This window comes from Microcoleus sp. N9_A1 (assembly GCF_036701795.1).
Lineage (GTDB): Bacteria > Cyanobacteriota > Cyanobacteriia > Cyanobacteriales > Microcoleaceae > Microcoleus.
In genome coordinates this window covers 1-19,135 of sequence record NZ_JAUBRI010000092.1, presented here as the reverse complement: position 1 = coordinate 19,135, position 19,135 = coordinate 1, and the positions used below count along the sequence as shown (strand labels likewise).

Below are 19,135 nucleotides of genomic sequence, written 5' to 3'. Positions count from 1 at the left end.
GACTGTTGACTGTTGACTGTTGACTGTTGACTGTTGACTGTTGACTGTTGACTGTTGACTGTTGACTGTTGACTGTTAGTTCCAAATTCCCAATGACCAATTCCCAATGACCAATGCCCAATTAGCCAATTGAATTAATCGGATAAACGCACTCCTCCTTCTACAGTTCGCGCGTCCCCGGAAAAAGGTTGGGGAGTCCCATTCCAGTTGAAGTCGCTAATTCTAAAAGTCAGGCTGCCGACTTGACGCTCAGGATTAAAACGCAAAATGATTGCGTAGCTGCGGCGACTGTATTCTAAAGTGTAATTCGTACTGATTGCTTCCCCGCTTTCTAAATTAATAGCACTTTGAAATCCAACTCGAAAGCCTCCGTAAACTTGCTGGACAAGCCCAAAAGACAGGACTCTCAAATCTACTAAGCGATCGAATAAAAACGGCGATATACCGTCCCGTCCCACCTGGGTATAAGTCACGTTAAACCCAGTGTAATCGAGGAAAGGGCGGGAGAAATGACCGAACTGCCCTTGAATGCCGACGCTGCCAGCGAGCGAATTTTGTCGATCGCCACTGCTGTAATAAGTTCCCACTCCCCGGAGTCCCAAGGCCAGTTGCAAGAAAGGAACCACCGGCGTCCGCGTATACCTCAAACCCTGGGTGGGAGTGCGGGGCAGCGGTTCGCCCTCCCACAGGTTGAAGCCGCGGCTTAAGGCGAAGCTGAGTTGGGAACGCCCCAGATCGATGCGGTTGTTTTCTCGCACTGGTTCGAGCAAGTCTGCTCGATCGGTGTCAGCATTGATAAATTGATACCCAGCTTGGTAGCTGAGATTGATGCCAGTGCCTCCGAGTTGGATGACTGGGGAAGTGAGGACTGCCCCGAGGCTGCTCTGCACGGTTTGAAAGCCCAGAGAACCGTTAAAGAGTCGATCGCGATAACTGTATTCTGCTGCCAGAGAGTGAGTGCCGATCAACTGTCGGAGGCGCAAATTGCCCCGAAAGCTGTCTTCCGGCAAGTTCGGGAAATTTTCAAAACTCAGAAATATTGCCGATCCGTCGAGCCTGGTGCGTGGGCCGAGACTAGCGCCCAACCTCGCTTTCAGCCCGTAGCTGTCGGGAAAAAACGGATTACCGCCGTGCTCTGCCACGGCCCGCTGCAGGTAAATTTGAGGCGTCAGAGTCAGCCGCACCGGCCCGTTTTGCAACACCTCAAAACCGCACTCGGCATACAAACCGCCGCGTTCCCCTCCGTCGTAACCAAAGGTCAAACACGGGCCGTTCTGCTGCCGGCTGTCAAACACTTGCCTGCGGGGATACACGGGTATTTTCACCCGGTTGTCGAACACCAAGCGGGGTTTAGTTGTGACCAATTCCTCTGCCGTGGGCGAAATCCTTCTAATCGTCGCCGTCCGGGCCCTGTATTCAAATTCCGGCGGGGAAAACGGGTCGTTAGTAATCCGAATGTTGGTTGCTACTCTCGCGCCGTCTGGCAGCAGTTCGATGCGTTCTGCTTCAAAGCGGACGCGGTTGACCGCACCGACCACTTGGGGGGCTGCTAGCTGTCCGCCGCCGCCGATAGTCACTGTAGCAGCGCCGGGGGATTTGACTCCGCGCACGGGCTGCTGGCTGGTAATTCGATCGCTCAGCGGCTGTTCCAGAATCGTCCCTGCACTAATATCTGTCGGCAGTGTGGGCGTCAATTCGCTACCTGCTGCGGGCAGGAATATTTCGCCGCTTGCTTGTTCGACTGCGCCGCTGTTGAGGCCGAGATTGAACTCCATCCGCTGGCCGCGCACTACTTGTTGCCCGCGGGTATAGGCGACATTGCCGGATGCTACCACTTGGCGGGTGACTAAGTTGACGATCGCTCGATCGGCATCAATCACAGTTTGCCGGAACCGCACGACGACATTACCAACCGCCGTCACAATTTGCTGCTTGTCGTCGAATTCTTGGCTGTCCGCCTTAACTTCAATAGTATCGGCCGGAGTGACCGGAAAAGGTACCGTCCGCTGAGAAGGGGCGGTGCGGACTCCCGGCGCGGCTGGTTTAGGCTTTGGTTTTGGCGCTGGGGGCGTTCTGGGTGCGGGGGCAGTTCCTGGTGTGGGAATGTCGAACTGCTGTTGCCCGCTAGGTGCTGGTTCTAGCGCGGGTTCGGGAACGGGAATTTCAGCAGGTTGGGGAGAGTTATCTTCTAACTGCCGGCCTTGGGCCTGATACCAACTTTCCTGCTTTCCGACAAGATTTCTCTCCTGTTGTTTCTGCGCCTCTGCGGTTCGTTTTCGATTGCGAATGGCAACGGCATTTTCTACCGAACCCAATTGGTAAGCCGTAAACGAGGAATGTTTCGGAGTTTCCGCAGTTTCGGGTTCTCCCACAGGAGGCCGACGCTGAAATCCCACCACTGCCTCGCCACTTTCCACTGCAGCTAGGGGGTCGGCGATTTCTGGAGGCTGGTCGGTGGCTGGGGTGGTGCCGAGGAGTGTGGCTGCGGGTTCTGCTTGGGCTGGTGTGGGTTCTGGCTGAAGGATATCTGGGCTTAGTTCCGGTATTTCTGCGGGGTTGCTGCGGGTGTCTCCATCGCCTGCCGCCACAGTGAGGGCAACCTTTTTGGGCTTTGCGATGTAGATGATGGCAGAGGGTTCTGGCGGCGGTACCGGATAGGGCATAGTTATAACAGGTAAGTCATCCGATTTTAGATTTTAGATTTTAGATTTTATAGGGTGCAATTTATTGAAAATTTTGCATCTAAAAGGCAACTGTTTAGATATTAATCTGACATCTAAAATTTGCAGTGGCTTTGGCGCGCCGGAATATGGCTGCTTTCAGAACTTGCTTCCGCCACAAGATAACCTCGCTGCTGGTGCGAGGTCAAGTTTTTTTAGACTAATTTTTGCGGGCTTGCTGGGGGACTGCGGTGGCGCGCCCCCAGCCAGCGGCCGAGATAACTTGTTTATTCCATGTCTCTGCGGTTGGGGTTCCGGGCTGGGTCATTGGACAAAAATCCAAATATGAACAGGGAAACAAAAAATAAAACAACTACATTAACTACGATTTTGAGGGTTAGCACTGTGGGAGTCTCCAAAGATGGCATAATACTGAGCTGATTTGCTGCTGTTGCGGCAACTTTTTTATCATAAGCTAAAGATTAGTCAATTTTCTCTTTGCTTTTGAGGATTTTTGGCAAGTTGATTTTTGCCCAATTCCAGAGTTGCTCCAGAATATTTTCTAGCCGCAGCATAACTCGATCGAGCCATTCGAGCACTTGTTCTAGGGGGTGCTTAATGTATCCCATCGATTCTGCTTTTGTTTCTAAGTAGTCGCCCTCGGGTGGGACGCCTGCGCTGGGATTTTTGGGTTCTGCTGCGGCGGGGGTTGCGGCGGTGTATCTGCTAGTTTGCGCGGTGATTGCTGCTGGGGACTGGCTGTTTTGTGCGGTGTTCGGGTTTGTGTTTTTTGGCACTTGGGTTTCCGGCGCGCGCCCTGGGGTTGATTCTGCTGCGAGTGCAGAGCTATTTTTTTGAGTAATTGCTAAATCAGATAAATCAGATGCTGTTTGGGGTTGACTTTTTGAGCTTTTTGTGAGCAAGCTCTGTTTTAGCTGCCCCAGCAGGCTGTGAAGTGCTTCGGGGTAAGGGGATATTGAGACGGCAGTCGATCGACCTTCTGCCAATTCTCCTAATTCTGCCATTTCTTCCTTGACTTTTGGGCTAGCTTGTGCTATATGGCTTTGAGCTGCTGCCTGGGGTTCGGAACTTCCGTCGATTAAATGCTGCGGTGCTGCTTCGCCGAATAAGTCTTGCCAGTTCAGCCAGGGTCGATCGACCTCTGGGCTATTTTGTATGTTTTCTTGTTCTTGTCGCTGTTTCAAATAATACTGAATTGCGACTGATTTATCGGTATTATCACTCGCTGCCGTTTCTTTGCCCAAAAGGTTGTCTACTGACGACCAAATCATTTGTTCGATGTTTCGAGCGTATTTTTCGAGGATGTCGCGGGCGGACAAATCTAAATTTGTTTGGGTACCGGATGTGTCAATTGTTACTCCAGAGTTTTCTGTGGGTGCGGCGATTGTTTTTGCCGATGGCGGCAGGGTAAATTCTTCGAGGTTGACGGCGGCGCGATCGAGTAATGTAACAAAGGAGAGAGGAGTAGGGGGTCGATCGAACTGGCTGTTAAAATTAGTTTCTAGTTTTGGGGTATTGTAGTCGATCGAATTTGATGCCCCAATTGACTGCTGTGCGGTTTTTACTTCGATCTGCGCGCGGGCTTTTTGGACTAGGATGGCATTGCGGTCGATCGATTTTTTAACTGCGAGGATTGATTCTCCAAACTGATTTCTTTTCAGAGCAACCGGACTCGTCTGAAGCCATGCCATCAATTCCCAAAAACGACGCATCGGTGGCAACTGCGCTTTTTTGGCCGCCGACTCCAAACCGAGATTAAATTTTAATTCTTTTTGGGTAATTTCCCGCCGTTCGGGCTCGGTGTTGGCAATTTCCCAAGTTATGCGACCTTCGAGCATTTCCTGCTGTTCGGGTGTCAAAATATCTAATATCTGATTTTCTCTTCCGACCAATACTAAAGTGCGGGCTGGGATAAAACTGGCAATTCCCTCAACTTTCGCTTGCGGTTTTAATTGAGTTTTAGCAAGCGGGTTTTCTAAGACGGAAGTGGTTTGATGCTTTGCGGTTTCTCCGCTAAAATTGATTGCCGGATGTAAATCGTTAACAGCATTTCCCTGATTAATTAACAGCGGGAAGCTGGCTAAAGTTTTCGCAGTTTGCGACGAGGTTAGTAAATTTTCGGCTAGGTGTAAAATTTCCGCGATCGAACTTTCCTCGGAAGTTTGCCCCTGATACCAATTTTGTGGGAAATCGGGATTTTCGTCACCGCCAAATTCTTGTAGTTCCGGTAAATCTACTTTTTGACTTGATTCCCGCAACTGTCGGCCCAGCATTCGGGAACTTTGCACCAGCAAATAAGCTGGATAAAGCAGAATTTGGGTGGCGGTGAGACTTGCTTCTTTAATTTGACGCCAAGTTCGATCGCAATTGTCAGCGACTTGGCGGGACTGTTTCGATATAAAATTTAATAGTCGGCTTTGGTATGGGCCGTAGTAACCGTTGGACATAAGTTTTATTATTGAATTCAGATTTTGGATTCGCGCCGGAATTGCTGAATTTGCTGTAAAATCAAAGCGATATCTTAATCGAAGCTTCAAACCCTCTGAAACCTTTATTTCTTCGCGTCCTTCGCGTCTTCGCGGTTCAATCCGATCTTTGATTAATACACAATTCCTATTTTAGCGAAATATGAGCGCTTCTGTGTCACCTGCTAGCAACAATATTTCTGTCACTGTCGAGAAGTTGCGCCGCCTCAGCCAACTGGAGGTTCAGTCTGGTTGGAGGTACTGCGATTCTGACTCTGCTTTCTCTTCAGTAAATATTTGTAACAGCCCTATTGCCGAACTTAACAGCAAAGGACATATTGCTTGGCCGTCGGGGAAGCAAGTTTTGTATTTGGGCCAGCAATTTGTAATTCCTGACAATTTGCACGGCTATCCTGTGGTTGGTTTGCGGTTGCTGCTGGGCTTGACTTGGTGGGCAGAAGATGCTCAAATTTTTGTGGGCGGCGAGTTAGTCGGACAGGGAGATTTATTTGATTTTGCCGATCGAGTTTTGTTGAGTTCGTCGGCTAATCCCGGAGATGAATTTTTAGTAATTTTGCGGTTGGTAAGTCCGGGTCACGATAACGGTGCTTTAGTGCGATCGATTTGTTTGTACGAAGCTGCTGACTCTTCTTGTTTCGATCCGGGTTTTGTGGCTGCCGAATTAGAGATTTTGCAAAATTCGCTAACTCACAATTTAGAAAATTTAAATTCCCAATACCTCTCCACCGAAACAATAGCAAATCGCCCTAGGTTTGTCAAGGGGGAAACGCTGAAATCTGAGATTGATTTGGCGCTTGGTTTGATTGATTGGTCGGCGGTGTGCGATCGCGAAAAGTTCGATCGCTCGCTGTCTGTTTTGCGACACAATTTACTGGGATATCTGCGGGCTTTTTCTGGGGATTTAGATGAGGGAACCGCAGAGGGCGCAGAGGGCGCAGAGGGAGGAAGAAAAGATGAGGTTTTTGAGGTTGGAGAAAATAGCAACGCTACATCTATATATATAGGAGAAAGTGGCGATCGGACATCTATATATACAAGTAAAATCTATTTGGTGGGTCACGCTCATTTAGACTTAGCTTGGCTGTGGCCGGTTCCGGAAACTTGGGAAGCGGCAAAGCGAACTTTTGAGTCGGTATTGAAATTGCAATCGGAGTTTCCCGATTTGATTTTCTGTCATTCAACTCCGGCGCTTTATGCTTGGATGGAAGAACATCGGCCGGACTTATTTGCTGCGATTAAAAAACAGGTGGCGGCGGGTTGCTGGGAAGTTGTTGGCGGGATGTGGGTTGAACCGGATTTAAACTTGATTTCCGCTGAATCAATGGTGCGGCAAGTTTTTTACGGACAGCGTTATGCCAAAGAAAAATTTGGGGAATTGATGCGGGTGGCTTGGCTACCGGATACTTTCGGTTTTGGGTGGCAATTACCTCAGATTTTGCGCGACGGTGGAGTTGATTATTTTGTGACGCAAAAGTTGCGGTGGAATGATACAACGGAATTTCCTTACGGTGCGTTTTGGTGGGAAGGGTTGGACGGTACTAAAATATTTAGCATGATGTCTTCTCCAATTGGCGAAAGTATAGAAGCTGTGAAAATGGCAAGTTATGCTTTTGACTGGCAAGTTAAGACTGGTTTGCAGGATGCTCTTTGGTTGCCTGGGGTTGGCGACCACGGCGGTGGCCCGACTCGTGATATGTTGGAGGTGGCGAAACGCTGGAAAATGTCGCCTTTTTTCCCGAAGTTGGAGTTTGCGAAAGCGGTTGATTATTTGTCTTTGATTGAGAGTCAGTTTTTGCCGGAAGTTGCGGAAAGTTCACAGGAAAGCGATGTGGCAAAATCGGATAAGCAGGAGGATTTGCGGGCGCGAGAATTGTCAAACTTGTCGGCAATTTCGGGTGCAAATCCTCCCATCTCACCACTCAAAACTCTTCCCGTTTGGAAAGACGAACTTTATTTAGAATTCCACCGGGGTTGCTACACGACTCGCGCTGACCAAAAACGCCAAAACCGCCGCAGCGAAGAATTGCTCTACCAAGCGGAGTTGCTGTCTTCGCTGGCAACGATTTGTACTGGTGCGGTTTATCCGAAATCAGAATTAGAATCTGTTTGGAAACAAATTTTGTTTAACCAGTTTCACGATATTTTGCCCGGTTCTGCGATCGCCCAAGTCTACGCGGATGCTAATCTAGCCTTTGCCGAGGTCGATCGCACTTGTCGCGAAATCCTGCTAAAATCTTTGGATGCCATCTCGGCTCAAATTTCTCTCCCCTCCCCTCCTGCGCCCGACGCTCAACCGATTTTAGTTTTCAATACTCTCAATTGGTCGCGCTCTGAGGTTGTCGCCGTACCGCTTCCCGATTCCCTTGATTCAGCTTGGCAAATTTACGACTTGTCCCGACGGCGATTGGTTTCGCAGATTGTCAGGGGCGATCGACCGCAATCGCAATCTACACTGTTATTTTGGGCAAATAATCTCCCCGCCGTTGGCTACCAGGTGTTTTGGCTGTGTCGCGAAGACGCTCAAACTGTGGCTCAAACTGTGGATAATGCGTCCGCGAGGCTAGAAACCGAAAAAAAGACAGAGTTATCAAAACTTACATACGGTATAGCACAAAAAAACACAGTTAGTCAAGAAACGCATTTTGCAGCCGCAGAAATGGTTTTAGAAAATGAATTTATTCGGGCAACAGTAGACGAACAAACCGGGGATTTATCCAGCATTTGGGATAAAGTAAATAACCGAGAAGTCTTGAATGCAGCAGGGGGAAATCAACTGCAAGCATTTCAAGACAGCGGTCAATATTGGGATGCTTGGAACATCGATCCAAATTATGAAAAACATCAACTACCAGCGCCGATACTCAAAGATATTTCCTGGATAGCACAGGGAGAAATACGGCAGAGTTTGCGCGTAGTCAGACAAATTGGCCAATCGGAGTTTTGCCAAGATTATATAGTAGAAATAGGTTCGCCGCTGCTGAAAATCAAGACAGTGGCAGATTGGCAAGAAAAGCACGTTTTAGTAAAAGCAGCCTTTGGGTTAAATGTAGAAGCAGATTTTGCAAGTTGCGAAATTCCCGGCGGTGCGATCAATCGCACAACCAAGCCGCAAACACCCGCCGAAACAGCCAAATGGGAAGTGCCGATTTTGCGCTGGACTGATATCAGCAATGACGGTTTTGGAGTGAGTTTGCTCAATGATTGCAAATACGGTTGCGACCTTCAACCAAATCAAATTCGCCTAACTTTGCTTCGGGGTTCGACTTGGCCGGATGAACAAGCAGATGTAGGAGTTTCCGAATTTACTTATGCCGTCTATCCCCACAGCGGAAATTGGCAGGATGCAGGTACTGTTAGACAGGGGTACGAGTTGAATTTGCCGCTGCTAGTAAAGGTGTTACCCAAGTTAGAGGAAAATAGCCACAAGACTCTGCCCGCAGTTGGCAAGTTTTTGGATTTGTCCGCCGAAAATTTAGTGCTGATGGCATTCAAACAATCGGAAGATGATTCTAATGTCTGGATTTTGCGGTGTTACGAGTGTCACGGTGAAGAGGCAAAGTTGGAATTAAAGAGCGATTTGGGTTTGGCGATTAGTCAGCCTGTCGATTTATTAGAACAACCTATAAATTTGCCTCAGAAGTCAGACGATGGGAGAAGTTTCAGAATATCACCATGGAAAATAGCTAGTTTTGCAGTAAATTTATCAATACCAATTGAGAATAGTACCTCATCGCAAATTTATCCAACCTTTTGAGACTTTGCGAACTTAGTGCGAACAAAATTTGCCAACCTGCGCCAATTAGCCCTCACAACTTTCTTCTGATCTAAAATATGCAAAATCGCGAACGCTAAAAATGTGTACGCCAGCCAAAAATGCAAACTCCTTCCCACCTCAACCATTGCGGAATTCTGCGGAAACAGATCCGGCAACAGAATTCCGAAAATTTTCACATGGTTACTTTTGTAAGAGTTAGAAAGTAAGAAACCAGCAACCGGAACTAGCCACATAAAAACGTACAAAGTTGCGTGCAGAGCAAAATTTTTGTACCATTCCTTCGTAAACTTTGGCAGGCGTTTCGTATATTTTTTCCACCATACCTGCAGCAGAGTCAAAATCCGCAAAGTCAGGAAAGCCATTGTCAGCACCCCTACGGATTTGTGAAAATCGTAAAGGGGGCCTCGAATAAACAATTCTCTCGGCAATCGAGTCATAGAAGTACCGGTAATAAACAGCGCTAAATAGCAAGCTGACATCACCCAGTGTAAGGACATTAGTTGTTTGAACGCAGAATTAAGTCTGGGTTTCGCAGCGGGTTGGGTAATCATTCTTCCTTACCTCCTTAGGGTTTGCTGGACAAGATTAAGTAAAAACTATCGGACTAAAGCCCGTGACCGATTGTGCATTATAAGATATACTTAACTTAATTATTGCAAATATTTATTAAACAGTCAAATTAAGTATATTCACGATCGTCATTCCCAACATAAAACATCGTACTTGGGTTGATCGCCTCCCAAGCAGTTTTCAGGTCGAGTATCCCCAAAGCCACCGCAAAAGCTGACCCGATAATTGCAACCGCCACCCGGTTCATCCGCCGCCTGGACAAATACCCCAAACCGAATCCGAAGTAGGTCAGTCCCAATACTAGGTATTTGAGTGTTATCATATATACTTAAAACCATTGATTGTGGGGTTTTTTTATTGTCTAGGATGCTAAAAGTACAGACTAGGTAATTGTAGCTAAACCTGCTGGCATTGCAACTAGCGGGAAATATCGTCACCAGACCGTGTACCAGCTACAAACAAACACAGTGGTTGGATGGGGAAGCGAAAACCAGCACGCTGGACAAGTCGTATATTTGTTACAACTTGTAACTTTTTTCAAACAACAGGTTTAATTTAGTTTCACAAAAAAGTTAAATTCCAGAAAGTAAAATTAATTACAGTCGAGTTAAGCTAAAAGTGTTTGCTAAAAAAAGTCATTCAAGCAACCCCGAAACCAACTATTCTCACTTGATCGACACCGACGGCGAGTTCGCGACAGCAAAACTTTCGTGCAACAAACAAGTCGAACAAGATTGGTATGGAACTCTCTACGAGAATTTTCCGGGCATTTACTTCGTTCTAGACGCTTTGGGAAGAGTTTTTTCGCTCAATCAATTCGGTGCGTCTCGCCTCGCCTACAAATCGCAGGAATTAATTTGTCATTCAATTTTTAACATATTTTACTGCCAAGAGCAAGCCAAAATGCAGGCAGAATTTGCCGGATTGGCCCAGTCGGAAAACGGTACGCCAACTCCAAAAATTGCCTGTTGGGAAGGCGGCTTGACTTGCAAAGACGGCAGGATTATTAGGGTAAAAGCAACCGCGCGCCCAATGCCGGCGGTAGATTGGAAAATAGAGGAAAATACCAATGGTCGCTCAATGGCGAATTTCCAACGGCCGGCTGTACTGTTAGTTTGCGAAGAAATTAAGGCTGCTTCGCAGTCACCCACGTCGCCCAACCAGAGAGCAAATTGGCGCAGTCCAACTTTAGCGATCGCAAAATTAGCCAAAAGTCAACTTAAAGAACGCAACAATATAGAAGACTTCATCCGTGAAGTAACAGAAACCGCTGTCAGTATTGTCAACTGCGATCGAGCCAGTATTTGGCTGTATGGCGAAGACAACACCCAGCTTCACTGCATCGACCTTTACGAACAAAATACTAAACTCCATTCCGTACAAATCATCATCACAGCAGCCGACTGTCCGGCATATTTTCAAGCTTTAAAATCTGCAAGTGTGATCGCTACTGTGGCAGCAGAAAATGACCCCAGAACGCGAGAACTTGTCGGTCTTTATTTGCTCGATCAGGGTACAACTTCCCTGTTAAACGTACCGATTGTGCTAGCAGGTCAAAGGTTGGGAATAGTCAGTGCCGAACGCCAGGGTTCTGACGGTGATTGGACGGAAGAAGAACACGAATTCACCCAAATATTAGCAGATTTTGTATCCTCAAGTTTGTCAGCTAGCGAAAAGTTAAAATTAGAAGCAATGCGGCACGAACAGCAGCAAAACTTGCTGACCCAATACTACGATCAACTAGAAGGAAGAGTTGAAAGACGCACGGCGGAACTCAAAAAAGCTAACCAAAAACTGCAAAAAGAAATAATTAAAAGAAAACAAGCAGAAGCAGAACTACGCCTGCAGCAACAAGAACAGCAAATAATTTTTGATTCCGTGCCGGCGATGATTTGGCTCAAAGATACCGAAAGTCGCCTGCTGCGAATTAATCAAGCCGCCGCTGCATCGAGAGGTTTGCCCGCAGCTCAATTAGAAGGTAAATCTTTTTATGAAATCTATCCAGACGAAGCAGAGCAATATTATTTAGAAGATTTGGAAGTGATCAATTCCGGCGTTCCTAAGCAGGGCCAAGTCGAACTGCTACCAACAGTTTCAGGTCAAAAATGCTGGGTGCGGACAGATAAAATACCTTACCGGGATGAAACAGGTAAAGTCGCTGGTGTAATCGTGTTTGCAGTAGATATTACTGATTTAATTAGAGTCGAAAAAGAACTGCGAGAATATCGCGATCGCCTCGCACAAAAAGTCGAGAAACGTACTGCTATGTACAGGCAAGCTATGGCCGCTTTGTACTCGGCAAATACGCAATTGCAACAGCTAATTAGCAACAGCTACTCCCGCGAAAATGGCAGCAGCACAGTAGTACCGGGCTTGCTTGAATCCGAAGCTTATTTTGAAGCAGTTGCCGTGGCTGACCGCGACACAATTTTGAGTGTCAGCAGTGATTTTGCCGAACTTTTCGGTTACGAACCTGCGGAAATGGCGGGAATGAGTTTGCTGGAACTACTGTCGCCTAAATCATACAAACAGGCGCCGCAAATGATTTCTGCTGCCAGCAATACAGTCTGTGAAACTATTTTTCTCAAGCGAGATGGAACTGCTTTTCCTGCTGACGTTCGCAGCAAATTTGTATTTTGGGAAGGTCGTTTAGTCCAGGTGAAAGCAGTCCGAGACCTCACGGAACGCAAATTGACCGCAGCAGAATTAGAGCGATCGCGCTCTCTGCTGCACGCTACCTTAGAAGCAACGGCCGACGGCATTCTCGCCGTTACTACCGCCGGAGAAATGATTAGTTATAACGAAAAGTTAGTTCAAATGTGGGGAATTTATGAAGAAGTTAGAAACTCCATGGATAGAACGGTGCGGCTGGCATTTCTAACTAAGCAAGTTAAAGATCCGAGAGCTTTTTTGCAGAGAGTTAAAGAATTTTATAGTGATGCGGAGTCGGAAGGTTGCGATATTCTAGAATTTAAAGACGGCCGCACTTTTGAGCGCTACACGCAACCGATTCGAGTCGGACAAAATATTATTGGCAGGGTGTGGCGCTTCCGCGATATTACCTCTCGCGAAAAGGTGACGGCAATGTTGGGAGATTCTCAAAGGCGCTTTCGGGCAATTTTTGATTCTTCTTTCCAATTTGTGAGCTTGTTGAAACCGGACGGCACTCTGCTGGAAGCTAACCAAACTTCTCTGGATTTTGCGGGAATTAAGCTGCGGGATGTGGCCAATAAACCGTTTTGGCTATTGCCTTGGTGGGGAGATTCTGAGGAAGTTCAGGAACAGTTGCAAGAGGCGATTTCTCGATCGGCAAAAGGTGAATTTGTCCGCTATGAAGTGGAAGTTCAAGGTGTAAATCGAACGGCAACTGTTGATTTTTCTCTCAAACCGGTGGCGGATGAAACGGGCAAAATAGTATTGTTGCTGCCCGAAGGTCGGGACATTACTCAAAGTAAGCAAGCCCAAGTCGCGCTGCGGCAACAAATAGAACGGGAACGCTTGATTGCACAGATTCAATCGCGCATTCGTTCTTCTCTGGATCTACAAGATATTCTCAACACTACAGTAGCGGAAGTGCGGGAGTTTTTGGCAACCGATCGCGTGCTGATTTTCCGATTCCGACCCGACTGGAACGGAGATGTGGTGGTGGAGTCGGTTGGAGAAGGATGGATTCCACTCAAGGGGATGGGAATTGACGATTGCTGTTTTGCCAATACTTACATCGGACAGTATTTAAAGGGTCGCATTCGCGCCATCGAGGATATTCACACTTCTAATTTGAGCGAGTGTCACCTTAAATTTTTGGAGGCTTGTCAGGTGAAGGCAAATTTGGTAGTGCCGATTGTCCAGCAGGGAATAGAACACCGCGATGGCAATCCTTCTTGTCAAGTGCCGCAGTTGTGGGGTTTGCTGATTGCCCACCACTGTTCGGCACCCCGCCAGTGGCAGCAGTTTGATGTGGATTTGCTGAGTCAGTTGGGTACTCAAGTTGCGATCGCGATCGAACAATCTTTACTTTACCAGCAGCTAGCGGCGGCCAACCAGCGGTTGGACGGGTTGGCGAATTTGGACAGTCTGACTCAACTAGCTAACCGCCGCCGTTTTGACGAGGTGATCAACCGAGAATGGGAGCAGTCGAGCTCTTCGGAACCGCTATCTTTGATTATGTGTGACATTGACTGTTTTAAACTTTACAACGACAATTACGGCCACCAAGCCGGGGATGCTTGTTTGCAGCAAGTGGCGCGGGCGATCGGAGATGCTTGCACGAACGCACCCGCAGAACGCCTCTATTTGGCTGCTAGGTACGGTGGCGAGGAATTTGCGGTAATTTTGCCCAATACGGATATCGTGGCTGCACAGGCTGTTGCTGAGGGAATCCGCCAGCGTGTCAAAGCCTTAGCAATTCCCCACATTAAGTCTGTTGTCGGCGATTGTGTGACTCTCAGCTTGGGAGTTGCGGCCGTTTCCGAAAGTCAAAACTCCCCGAAAATGTTGATTGAAGCGGCGGATAAGGCACTGTATCGAGCTAAGTCGGGCGGGCGCGATCGAGTGGCGATTAGTGAGTAGTCAGAAGAGTTGTGCCAAGAAGGACGAGAAATAAACCTACCACAACAAGCCACACAGCAATTATTGTATTAAGCAAGCTATCTCTTTGAAGGTGGATTTCAAATAATTGTGTTTTTACAAAACCGCCACCCAGCAAAATTACCCCAAGAATTATAAGTATTAGTCCAATAGTTGTGGGGTCAGAAAAAGCCATACGATTACATCCTAGATGTTCCTTTTGTCTAAACTAAAGGTTTTGACAAGAGGGTTAGCAAAGATCGTTCAATTTAATAGTAATCTACTTTTGGTAAAAAGTCATTAGGAAGGTAGCACGAAATCATCCTGCTGGTAAGGAGGTGAGTGTGCCAGTGGCGCTGTAGGGTGATGTCGAGGATTAGCAAAATTTGTACCAGTTCCAGAAGTCTTGCTCGTCAACTCGATCGAATGCGATCGCCCACAGCCATCTCCAATGCTTGATAGGCGACGCACCCTGAGAACACAAAGATAGTTGACTGTTGACGGTTGATCATTGACGGTGCAAACTAATGTTATTGGTTATTGGTTATTAGTAGCCCCAAGCGAGTAACAAATAACCAATAACTGATAACAGTCAACCGTCAACCGTCAACCGTCAACCGTCAACTGACAAAAGTTTTTGAAACACCCCATACATATCCTCAGCCAACTTTTTAGGATTCCACAAAGGTGCGAGATGTTCTGGCTGCTTAGATTTTACTAAATGCTCTTTCACCGCATTTCTGAAACCAGCATCGCGGCCAAACTTAACTCCCCACTGCGTGTATTCCTCCCAAGTCCAAGCCGCACCAACATCAAGATTTGCACTTTTCAGAAAAGCGTAACCCATGCGCGAAAGATATTGGTCGCCGGATCGAGTTACCACTGGCAAATTCGCCCACAAAGCCTCTAAATTGTGAGTCCCGCCGTTGTAAGGATAGGAATCTAAAAGCACGTCGGCTACATAATAAATAGCGCGGTGTTCTTCTTCACTTCTGGTTTGCCCTATAAACTTAATCCGACCAAAATCTACTCCCTGAATTTCGCATTCTTCGCGGTAAGTGCTGTGAATAATATCGGGATCGCCTTGACCTTTGCGGATTAACAAACTATCTGGTACTTCCTTAAGGATTTTAACTTGAGCTCGTACCATTTCAGGATTTGTTTTTCTCCCAGGCGCAACGCATAGATAAGTCATCTGATCTAAGCCAATTCCGAGAGCATTTCTAATTGCCTCTCGATTGACAGGAATGCTTTGCAGTGCGCCAATTGCTACGGAACAACTAGGCAACCTAACTAACTTTTCTAAGTAATTTTTTTCCACACCAGGGGGGTGAGTGTGTTCGTCGCAGAGAAAGTAGTGATTATCTGAAATGTAGGGGGCGTCGAATCCTAGCCAAGACACGCAAATCCCCGCAGGATATTGAGACAGCACTTCGACATTTGTTGGGACTGTCATCGAGTCTAAGTCTATTAAAACATCCAAATCGTCTTGCACTACTTCGGCCAAGATTTCACCGCCATCAGCAAAGCCATTTGGATATTTTTTAGGCCAGTAAAACTTGCCCGCCATGTCTTCAAACCGCTGCGTAACTTCATCTCGGTGGAGTTTCCCGGTGACGTAAAGGTGAACGTGGGGGGTGATGCGGCTTAATTCGCGAATTAAAGCTTCGCTGCACCAGCCTACGGAGTGGCGGCGGAAATGTTTGGAAAGGAAGCCAATTTTTAAATGTTTTTGTCCCGGATTATTGGTGGCTTTGATTCTGTTCACCGGGCGCTTCGGAACGGCTTTTTGGTAGTATTCTTTGGCAATGAGTCTGTAGAAACTGGCATTTTTTTCTCGGTTGTCTCGCAGGTGAGAAACTGCAAACAGGAAAATTTCGTAAAGCAGTTTGAGCTCGATTACGCTAAAGGTTTCGACCTTTTCGTAGCAGAGTTTTTCGATTTCTTCGAGTTTTTGAATTGCCTGTTTGCTGACACCTGATTGCAGGTAGGAAAAGACGTAGGCTGTAGCTGACATGACTGGAGCATTTTCGCCGCAGTTTTCGCAGTATTTGTCGGCTACGTTGCGGGCTCCTGCAAGGTTGGTGGAATGGCTTAGCAAGTCGCACAATTGTTGGTAGGCTTCGCTATATTTGGAGTTGCATTGGATCGCTTTTTCAAAATGTGCGATCGCCTCCAACGGCTTATCTTGTTTCTGAATGTGTCCCATCCGGCAGTAAACCTCTGCCCAATTCGGTTTTAATGCCAGGGCTTGCTGATAGCTGACTAAAGCTTCTTCTAGCCGCCCCTGCATGGAAAAACAACTGCCGAGGTTAGCGTGAACTTCCGGCCAGTCGGGCTTGATTTTCAGAGTATTGCGGTAATTAGTAATTGCTTCGTCGTACTTGTTTTGCTGCAAAAAAGAATTGGCTATATTGAAGTGCAAAACTTCTAATTGCGGCTTTAAAGCTACAGCTTTCTGATAGTAAGCGATGGCGGCGTCGAGATTGCCTTGTTGCGATCGCGCGCTGCCGATGTTACCGTAAGCTTCTGCCCAATCTGGTTTAATGGCGATCGCTTTTTCGTAGCTTTCGATGGCTTCCTCGCGCTTTCCTTGGCTGAAAAGTCGATTACCTAAGTTAAAGTGGAAGTCTGCACCGACTAACTGCGGGTTGAGTTCGGATGTTCTTTTAAAACAGGCGATCGCAGCTTCAATGTTGCCGTGTTGCTGATATACTTTCCCTAAATTCCAGTGAGCTCCCGCTAAATCGGGGCGGAGGGCAATGGCTTCCTGGTAATGAGTAATCGCTTCTTCCAAACGCCCCATTTTGAAATACATACTGCCGATATTGGCCCGCACTTCCGCAAAATTTGGCTGCAATTCTAGGGCTTGAGAATATGAACGAATGGCAGCTTCAATTTTGCCTTCAGCTTGCAAGGCATTGCCTAAAGTGACGTAAGCGTGAATGAAATCTGGTCGGATTTTTATCGCTTGCTGACACGCTGCGATCGCCTCTTTAATTTTACCTTGAACTAAAAAGTTTTCTGCCAGTTTCTTGTAGGGTTCTACTTCTTGAAAATTGGCAACTTTTCCGCTATCTGGAACATTGAGCGCGGTAACTTGTTCGGAAACTTCGGCGGGATTTGTAAATGGAGTATTTAAAGTCTCAGTGGTTGGTGCTGGCGGCAAATTGATGCTCGAAGGCTGCAAGCCGTAGCCTTCATCTTTGTTGATAGATACTGGTTGAGATTCCCCTGATTCTGTTTCTAATTCGATAAAGTTGCTGTCGGTAATCTGCCGCTCTTTTTGTGCGATTAAACTCGATATTTTCTCAGCAGCGCTGGCATCTCCCGGTTGCAGTTGCAGCACTTTTTGATAGCAAGCAATTGCTGCATCTAACTTTCCTTGCTGCTGTAAAACGCTGCCCAGCATCATATTAACCGAAGACAATTGAGGATTAAGGGCAAGAGCTTTTTGGTAATAATTGGCCGCCTGTTCCAATTGCCCTAACTTGTAATACATACTGCCGAGATTCGCGCTGGCTTCAGCAAATTCTGGCTGAATTTTTAAAGCTTGCAAGTAAGCTTGAATTGCCATTTCCAGCTTTTCTTGACTGTGCAGGGCATTGCCCATTGTTAAGTAAGCAGGAGCAAAATTGGGTTGAAATTTAAGAGCGACATTGCAAGAGGCGATCGCCTTTTCAAATTCTCCTTGCAAAACATAAACTTCCGCCAACTTTTTATGAACTTCGGCATCTCCTGGATTAAACTCTAAAGCTTTCTGATAGTTCTCGATTGCGCCACCGAGATCACCTCGATCTTTCAGCCAATTTCCCTTTTGAAAATAATCTCTCACTGCCTCTAAACCTACTAAAGAATTCCCGATCATTTGCTCTGCCACTCTTACAGGTTTTACACTAATAATATTCAACCATTCTACCCACTATCAGGATCGCACAGACCAAGTACACCCTCGATTTATATATTCTACCTGCTGTCTCAGATGATTTTCAGCAGTTGCGCTGCCCGCACCCGTGCCCTCATTTAAAACTCCGACTATCGCCTCTAAAAACCGCCTTGTATATCCCTCCCAATCTGGTTTACCCGCCCGCTTCCAATTAGTTATCGATGCAAAAATTTCCCCCCCTGACACTGAAACTAGACGGGCAAATCCAGCAGTTGTTTCCGGCAAAGCTGCCCATTCACTCGTTACAATCCGGCAACCACTGGCCATTGCCTCCATCACGGCAATAGATGAGGTTTCCAAATAGGTATTCGGGTAAGCTAAAACCGCGACTGAACGCAGTTGCCCGACGAGTTCGGGTGCGGTACGGAACCGACGTACTCCACGCCTTCTGTTTCCTGACACTGGCGGTAAAGTTGACCGAAAAAAAGCTTGTTATCATTGTCGTCTATTTAGTGTACTTTCATGCTTGAAAATACTTTTAATCTGGTTACGGGGACAGCTTGAGGAATTTCGGGAAAGACTTTTAACAAAATATCGAGCCCGCGAAATGGAGTGCTGGTGTAAGCTAGAATGGGTGGTTGAGATTTATGAGAGAGGATACAAATATTATCGGCGAAAATGTTAGCAAAACAAGGTGCGATCGCATTTATTAAAACACAACTGCGATTGGAGTCAATCCCAAAGCGCCGATGAAATTGCTCGCGCTGTCAGTCGCTGACAAATACAAAGGCATCGCAAACATTGATTTCTCGCTGATTATTGGACTATTGGAGAAATACAAAGCCCGGTTCGTTAATCCACAAAATTAACTTAGTGTGATGCCCCAGAAGCGGCTTAATTTCCAGCGCTTTGCCGACTATATTGACTATAACTAAAAAATCGAGCGATCGCAGCAATTCTAAATGAGATTTGTCACCCACGCGCCGCCTGCAATCAACGCCGGGCGACATCCCAGACTCGGAAGTATTGTTAAGTAAAAATACCTCCTTTCCCTGTGCAGCCAACGCCTCAGCCAAGTAACAAATAGCCGACTGATACCATTTTTCTAAAGTTATGCTAGAGTTACATGAAAAGTAAAGGAGAACATTAAAATGTCTGGGCGTCCTCATAT

General features: G+C 46.9%; 10 protein-coding genes. 2 read left to right on the top strand and 8 right to left on the bottom strand.

The window, feature by feature from the left end; translation table 11 throughout:
- Positions 1 to 134: 134 nt before the first annotated feature.
- The 3 genes from QUA58_RS27780 to QUA58_RS27770 all read right to left on the bottom strand — a co-directional run bounded on the left by QUA58_RS27780 (position 135) and on the right by QUA58_RS27770 (position 5,128).
- The gene (locus QUA58_RS27780; RefSeq protein WP_333248673.1) at positions 135 to 2,663 is read right to left on the bottom strand and encodes a DUF3769 domain-containing protein; all 2,529 of its coding nucleotides are present in this window, start codon (positions 2,661 to 2,663) and stop codon (positions 135 to 137) included.
- Positions 2,664 to 2,947: 284 nt separating this feature from the next.
- Positions 2,948 to 3,064 carry a photosystem II reaction center protein I gene (locus QUA58_RS27775; protein WP_039887172.1) on the bottom strand — a complete coding sequence of 39 codons (117 nt, stop codon included), beginning with the start codon at positions 3,062 to 3,064 and terminating at the stop codon, positions 2,948 to 2,950.
- A 78-nt stretch (positions 3,065 to 3,142) separates the two neighbouring features.
- The gene (locus QUA58_RS27770) at positions 3,143 to 5,128 is read right to left on the bottom strand and encodes a hypothetical protein (protein WP_333248671.1); all 1,986 of its coding nucleotides are present in this window, start codon (positions 5,126 to 5,128) and stop codon (positions 3,143 to 3,145) included.
- Positions 5,129 to 5,309: 181 nt separating this feature from the next.
- On the opposite strand from QUA58_RS27770, the gene QUA58_RS27765 reads away from it, so the two are divergent.
- A complete protein-coding gene (locus QUA58_RS27765; RefSeq protein WP_333397299.1) occupies positions 5,310 to 8,921 on the top strand; it encodes an alpha-mannosidase in 3,612 nt (1,203 codons plus the stop codon).
- On the opposite strand, the gene QUA58_RS27760 is transcribed toward QUA58_RS27765, so the two are convergent.
- The gene (locus tag QUA58_RS27760) at positions 8,906 to 9,493 is read right to left on the bottom strand and encodes a cytochrome b/b6 domain-containing protein (RefSeq protein ID WP_333397296.1); all 588 of its coding nucleotides are present in this window, start codon (positions 9,491 to 9,493) and stop codon (positions 8,906 to 8,908) included. The genes QUA58_RS27765 and QUA58_RS27760 overlap by 16 nt on opposite strands.
- Before the next feature lie 128 nt (positions 9,494 to 9,621).
- Entirely contained in the window at positions 9,622 to 9,834 is a 213-nt protein-coding gene (locus QUA58_RS27755) for a hypothetical protein (protein ID WP_333248665.1), read from the bottom strand.
- Positions 9,835 to 10,130: 296 nt separating this feature from the next.
- On the opposite strand from QUA58_RS27755, the gene QUA58_RS27750 reads away from it, so the two are divergent.
- A complete protein-coding gene (locus tag QUA58_RS27750; RefSeq protein ID WP_333397293.1) occupies positions 10,131 to 14,081 on the top strand; it encodes a PAS domain S-box protein in 3,951 nt (1,316 codons plus the stop codon).
- A gap of 610 nt (positions 14,082 to 14,691) precedes the next feature.
- Here QUA58_RS27750 and QUA58_RS27745 read toward each other — a convergent pair.
- The 3 genes from QUA58_RS27745 to QUA58_RS27735 all read right to left on the bottom strand — a co-directional run.
- Positions 14,692 to 17,958 (bottom strand): tetratricopeptide repeat protein, encoded by a 3,267-nt coding sequence (locus tag QUA58_RS27745; RefSeq protein WP_333397292.1) that lies wholly within the window; start codon positions 17,956 to 17,958, stop codon positions 14,692 to 14,694.
- A 45-nt stretch (positions 17,959 to 18,003) separates the two neighbouring features.
- On the bottom strand, positions 18,004 to 18,426 hold the full coding sequence (locus QUA58_RS27740) for a hypothetical protein (protein WP_333248658.1): 423 nt from the start codon (positions 18,424 to 18,426) through the stop codon (positions 18,004 to 18,006).
- A gap of 362 nt (positions 18,427 to 18,788) precedes the next feature.
- Positions 18,789 to 19,135: hypothetical protein (locus QUA58_RS27735; protein ID WP_333397290.1), on the bottom strand; the 347-nt coding region annotated here is incomplete at its 5' end.

What these genes read in the sequence shown, in the direction of transcription:
- QUA58_RS27760 (WP_333397296.1), bottom strand. Translation starts at nt 9,493, where the DNA reads ATGATTACCCAACCCGCTGCGAAACCCAGACTTAATTCTGCGTTCAAA.
- QUA58_RS27770 (WP_333248671.1), bottom strand. Translation starts at nt 5,128, where the DNA reads ATGTCCAACGGTTACTACGGCCCATACCAAAGCCGACTATTAAATTTT.
- QUA58_RS27780 (WP_333248673.1), bottom strand. Translation starts at nt 2,663, where the DNA reads ATGCCCTATCCGGTACCGCCGCCAGAACCCTCTGCCATCATCTACATC.
- QUA58_RS27765 (WP_333397299.1), top strand. Translation starts at nt 5,310, where the DNA reads ATGAGCGCTTCTGTGTCACCTGCTAGCAACAATATTTCTGTCACTGTC.
- QUA58_RS27755 (WP_333248665.1), bottom strand. Translation starts at nt 9,834, where the DNA reads ATGATAACACTCAAATACCTAGTATTGGGACTGACCTACTTCGGATTC.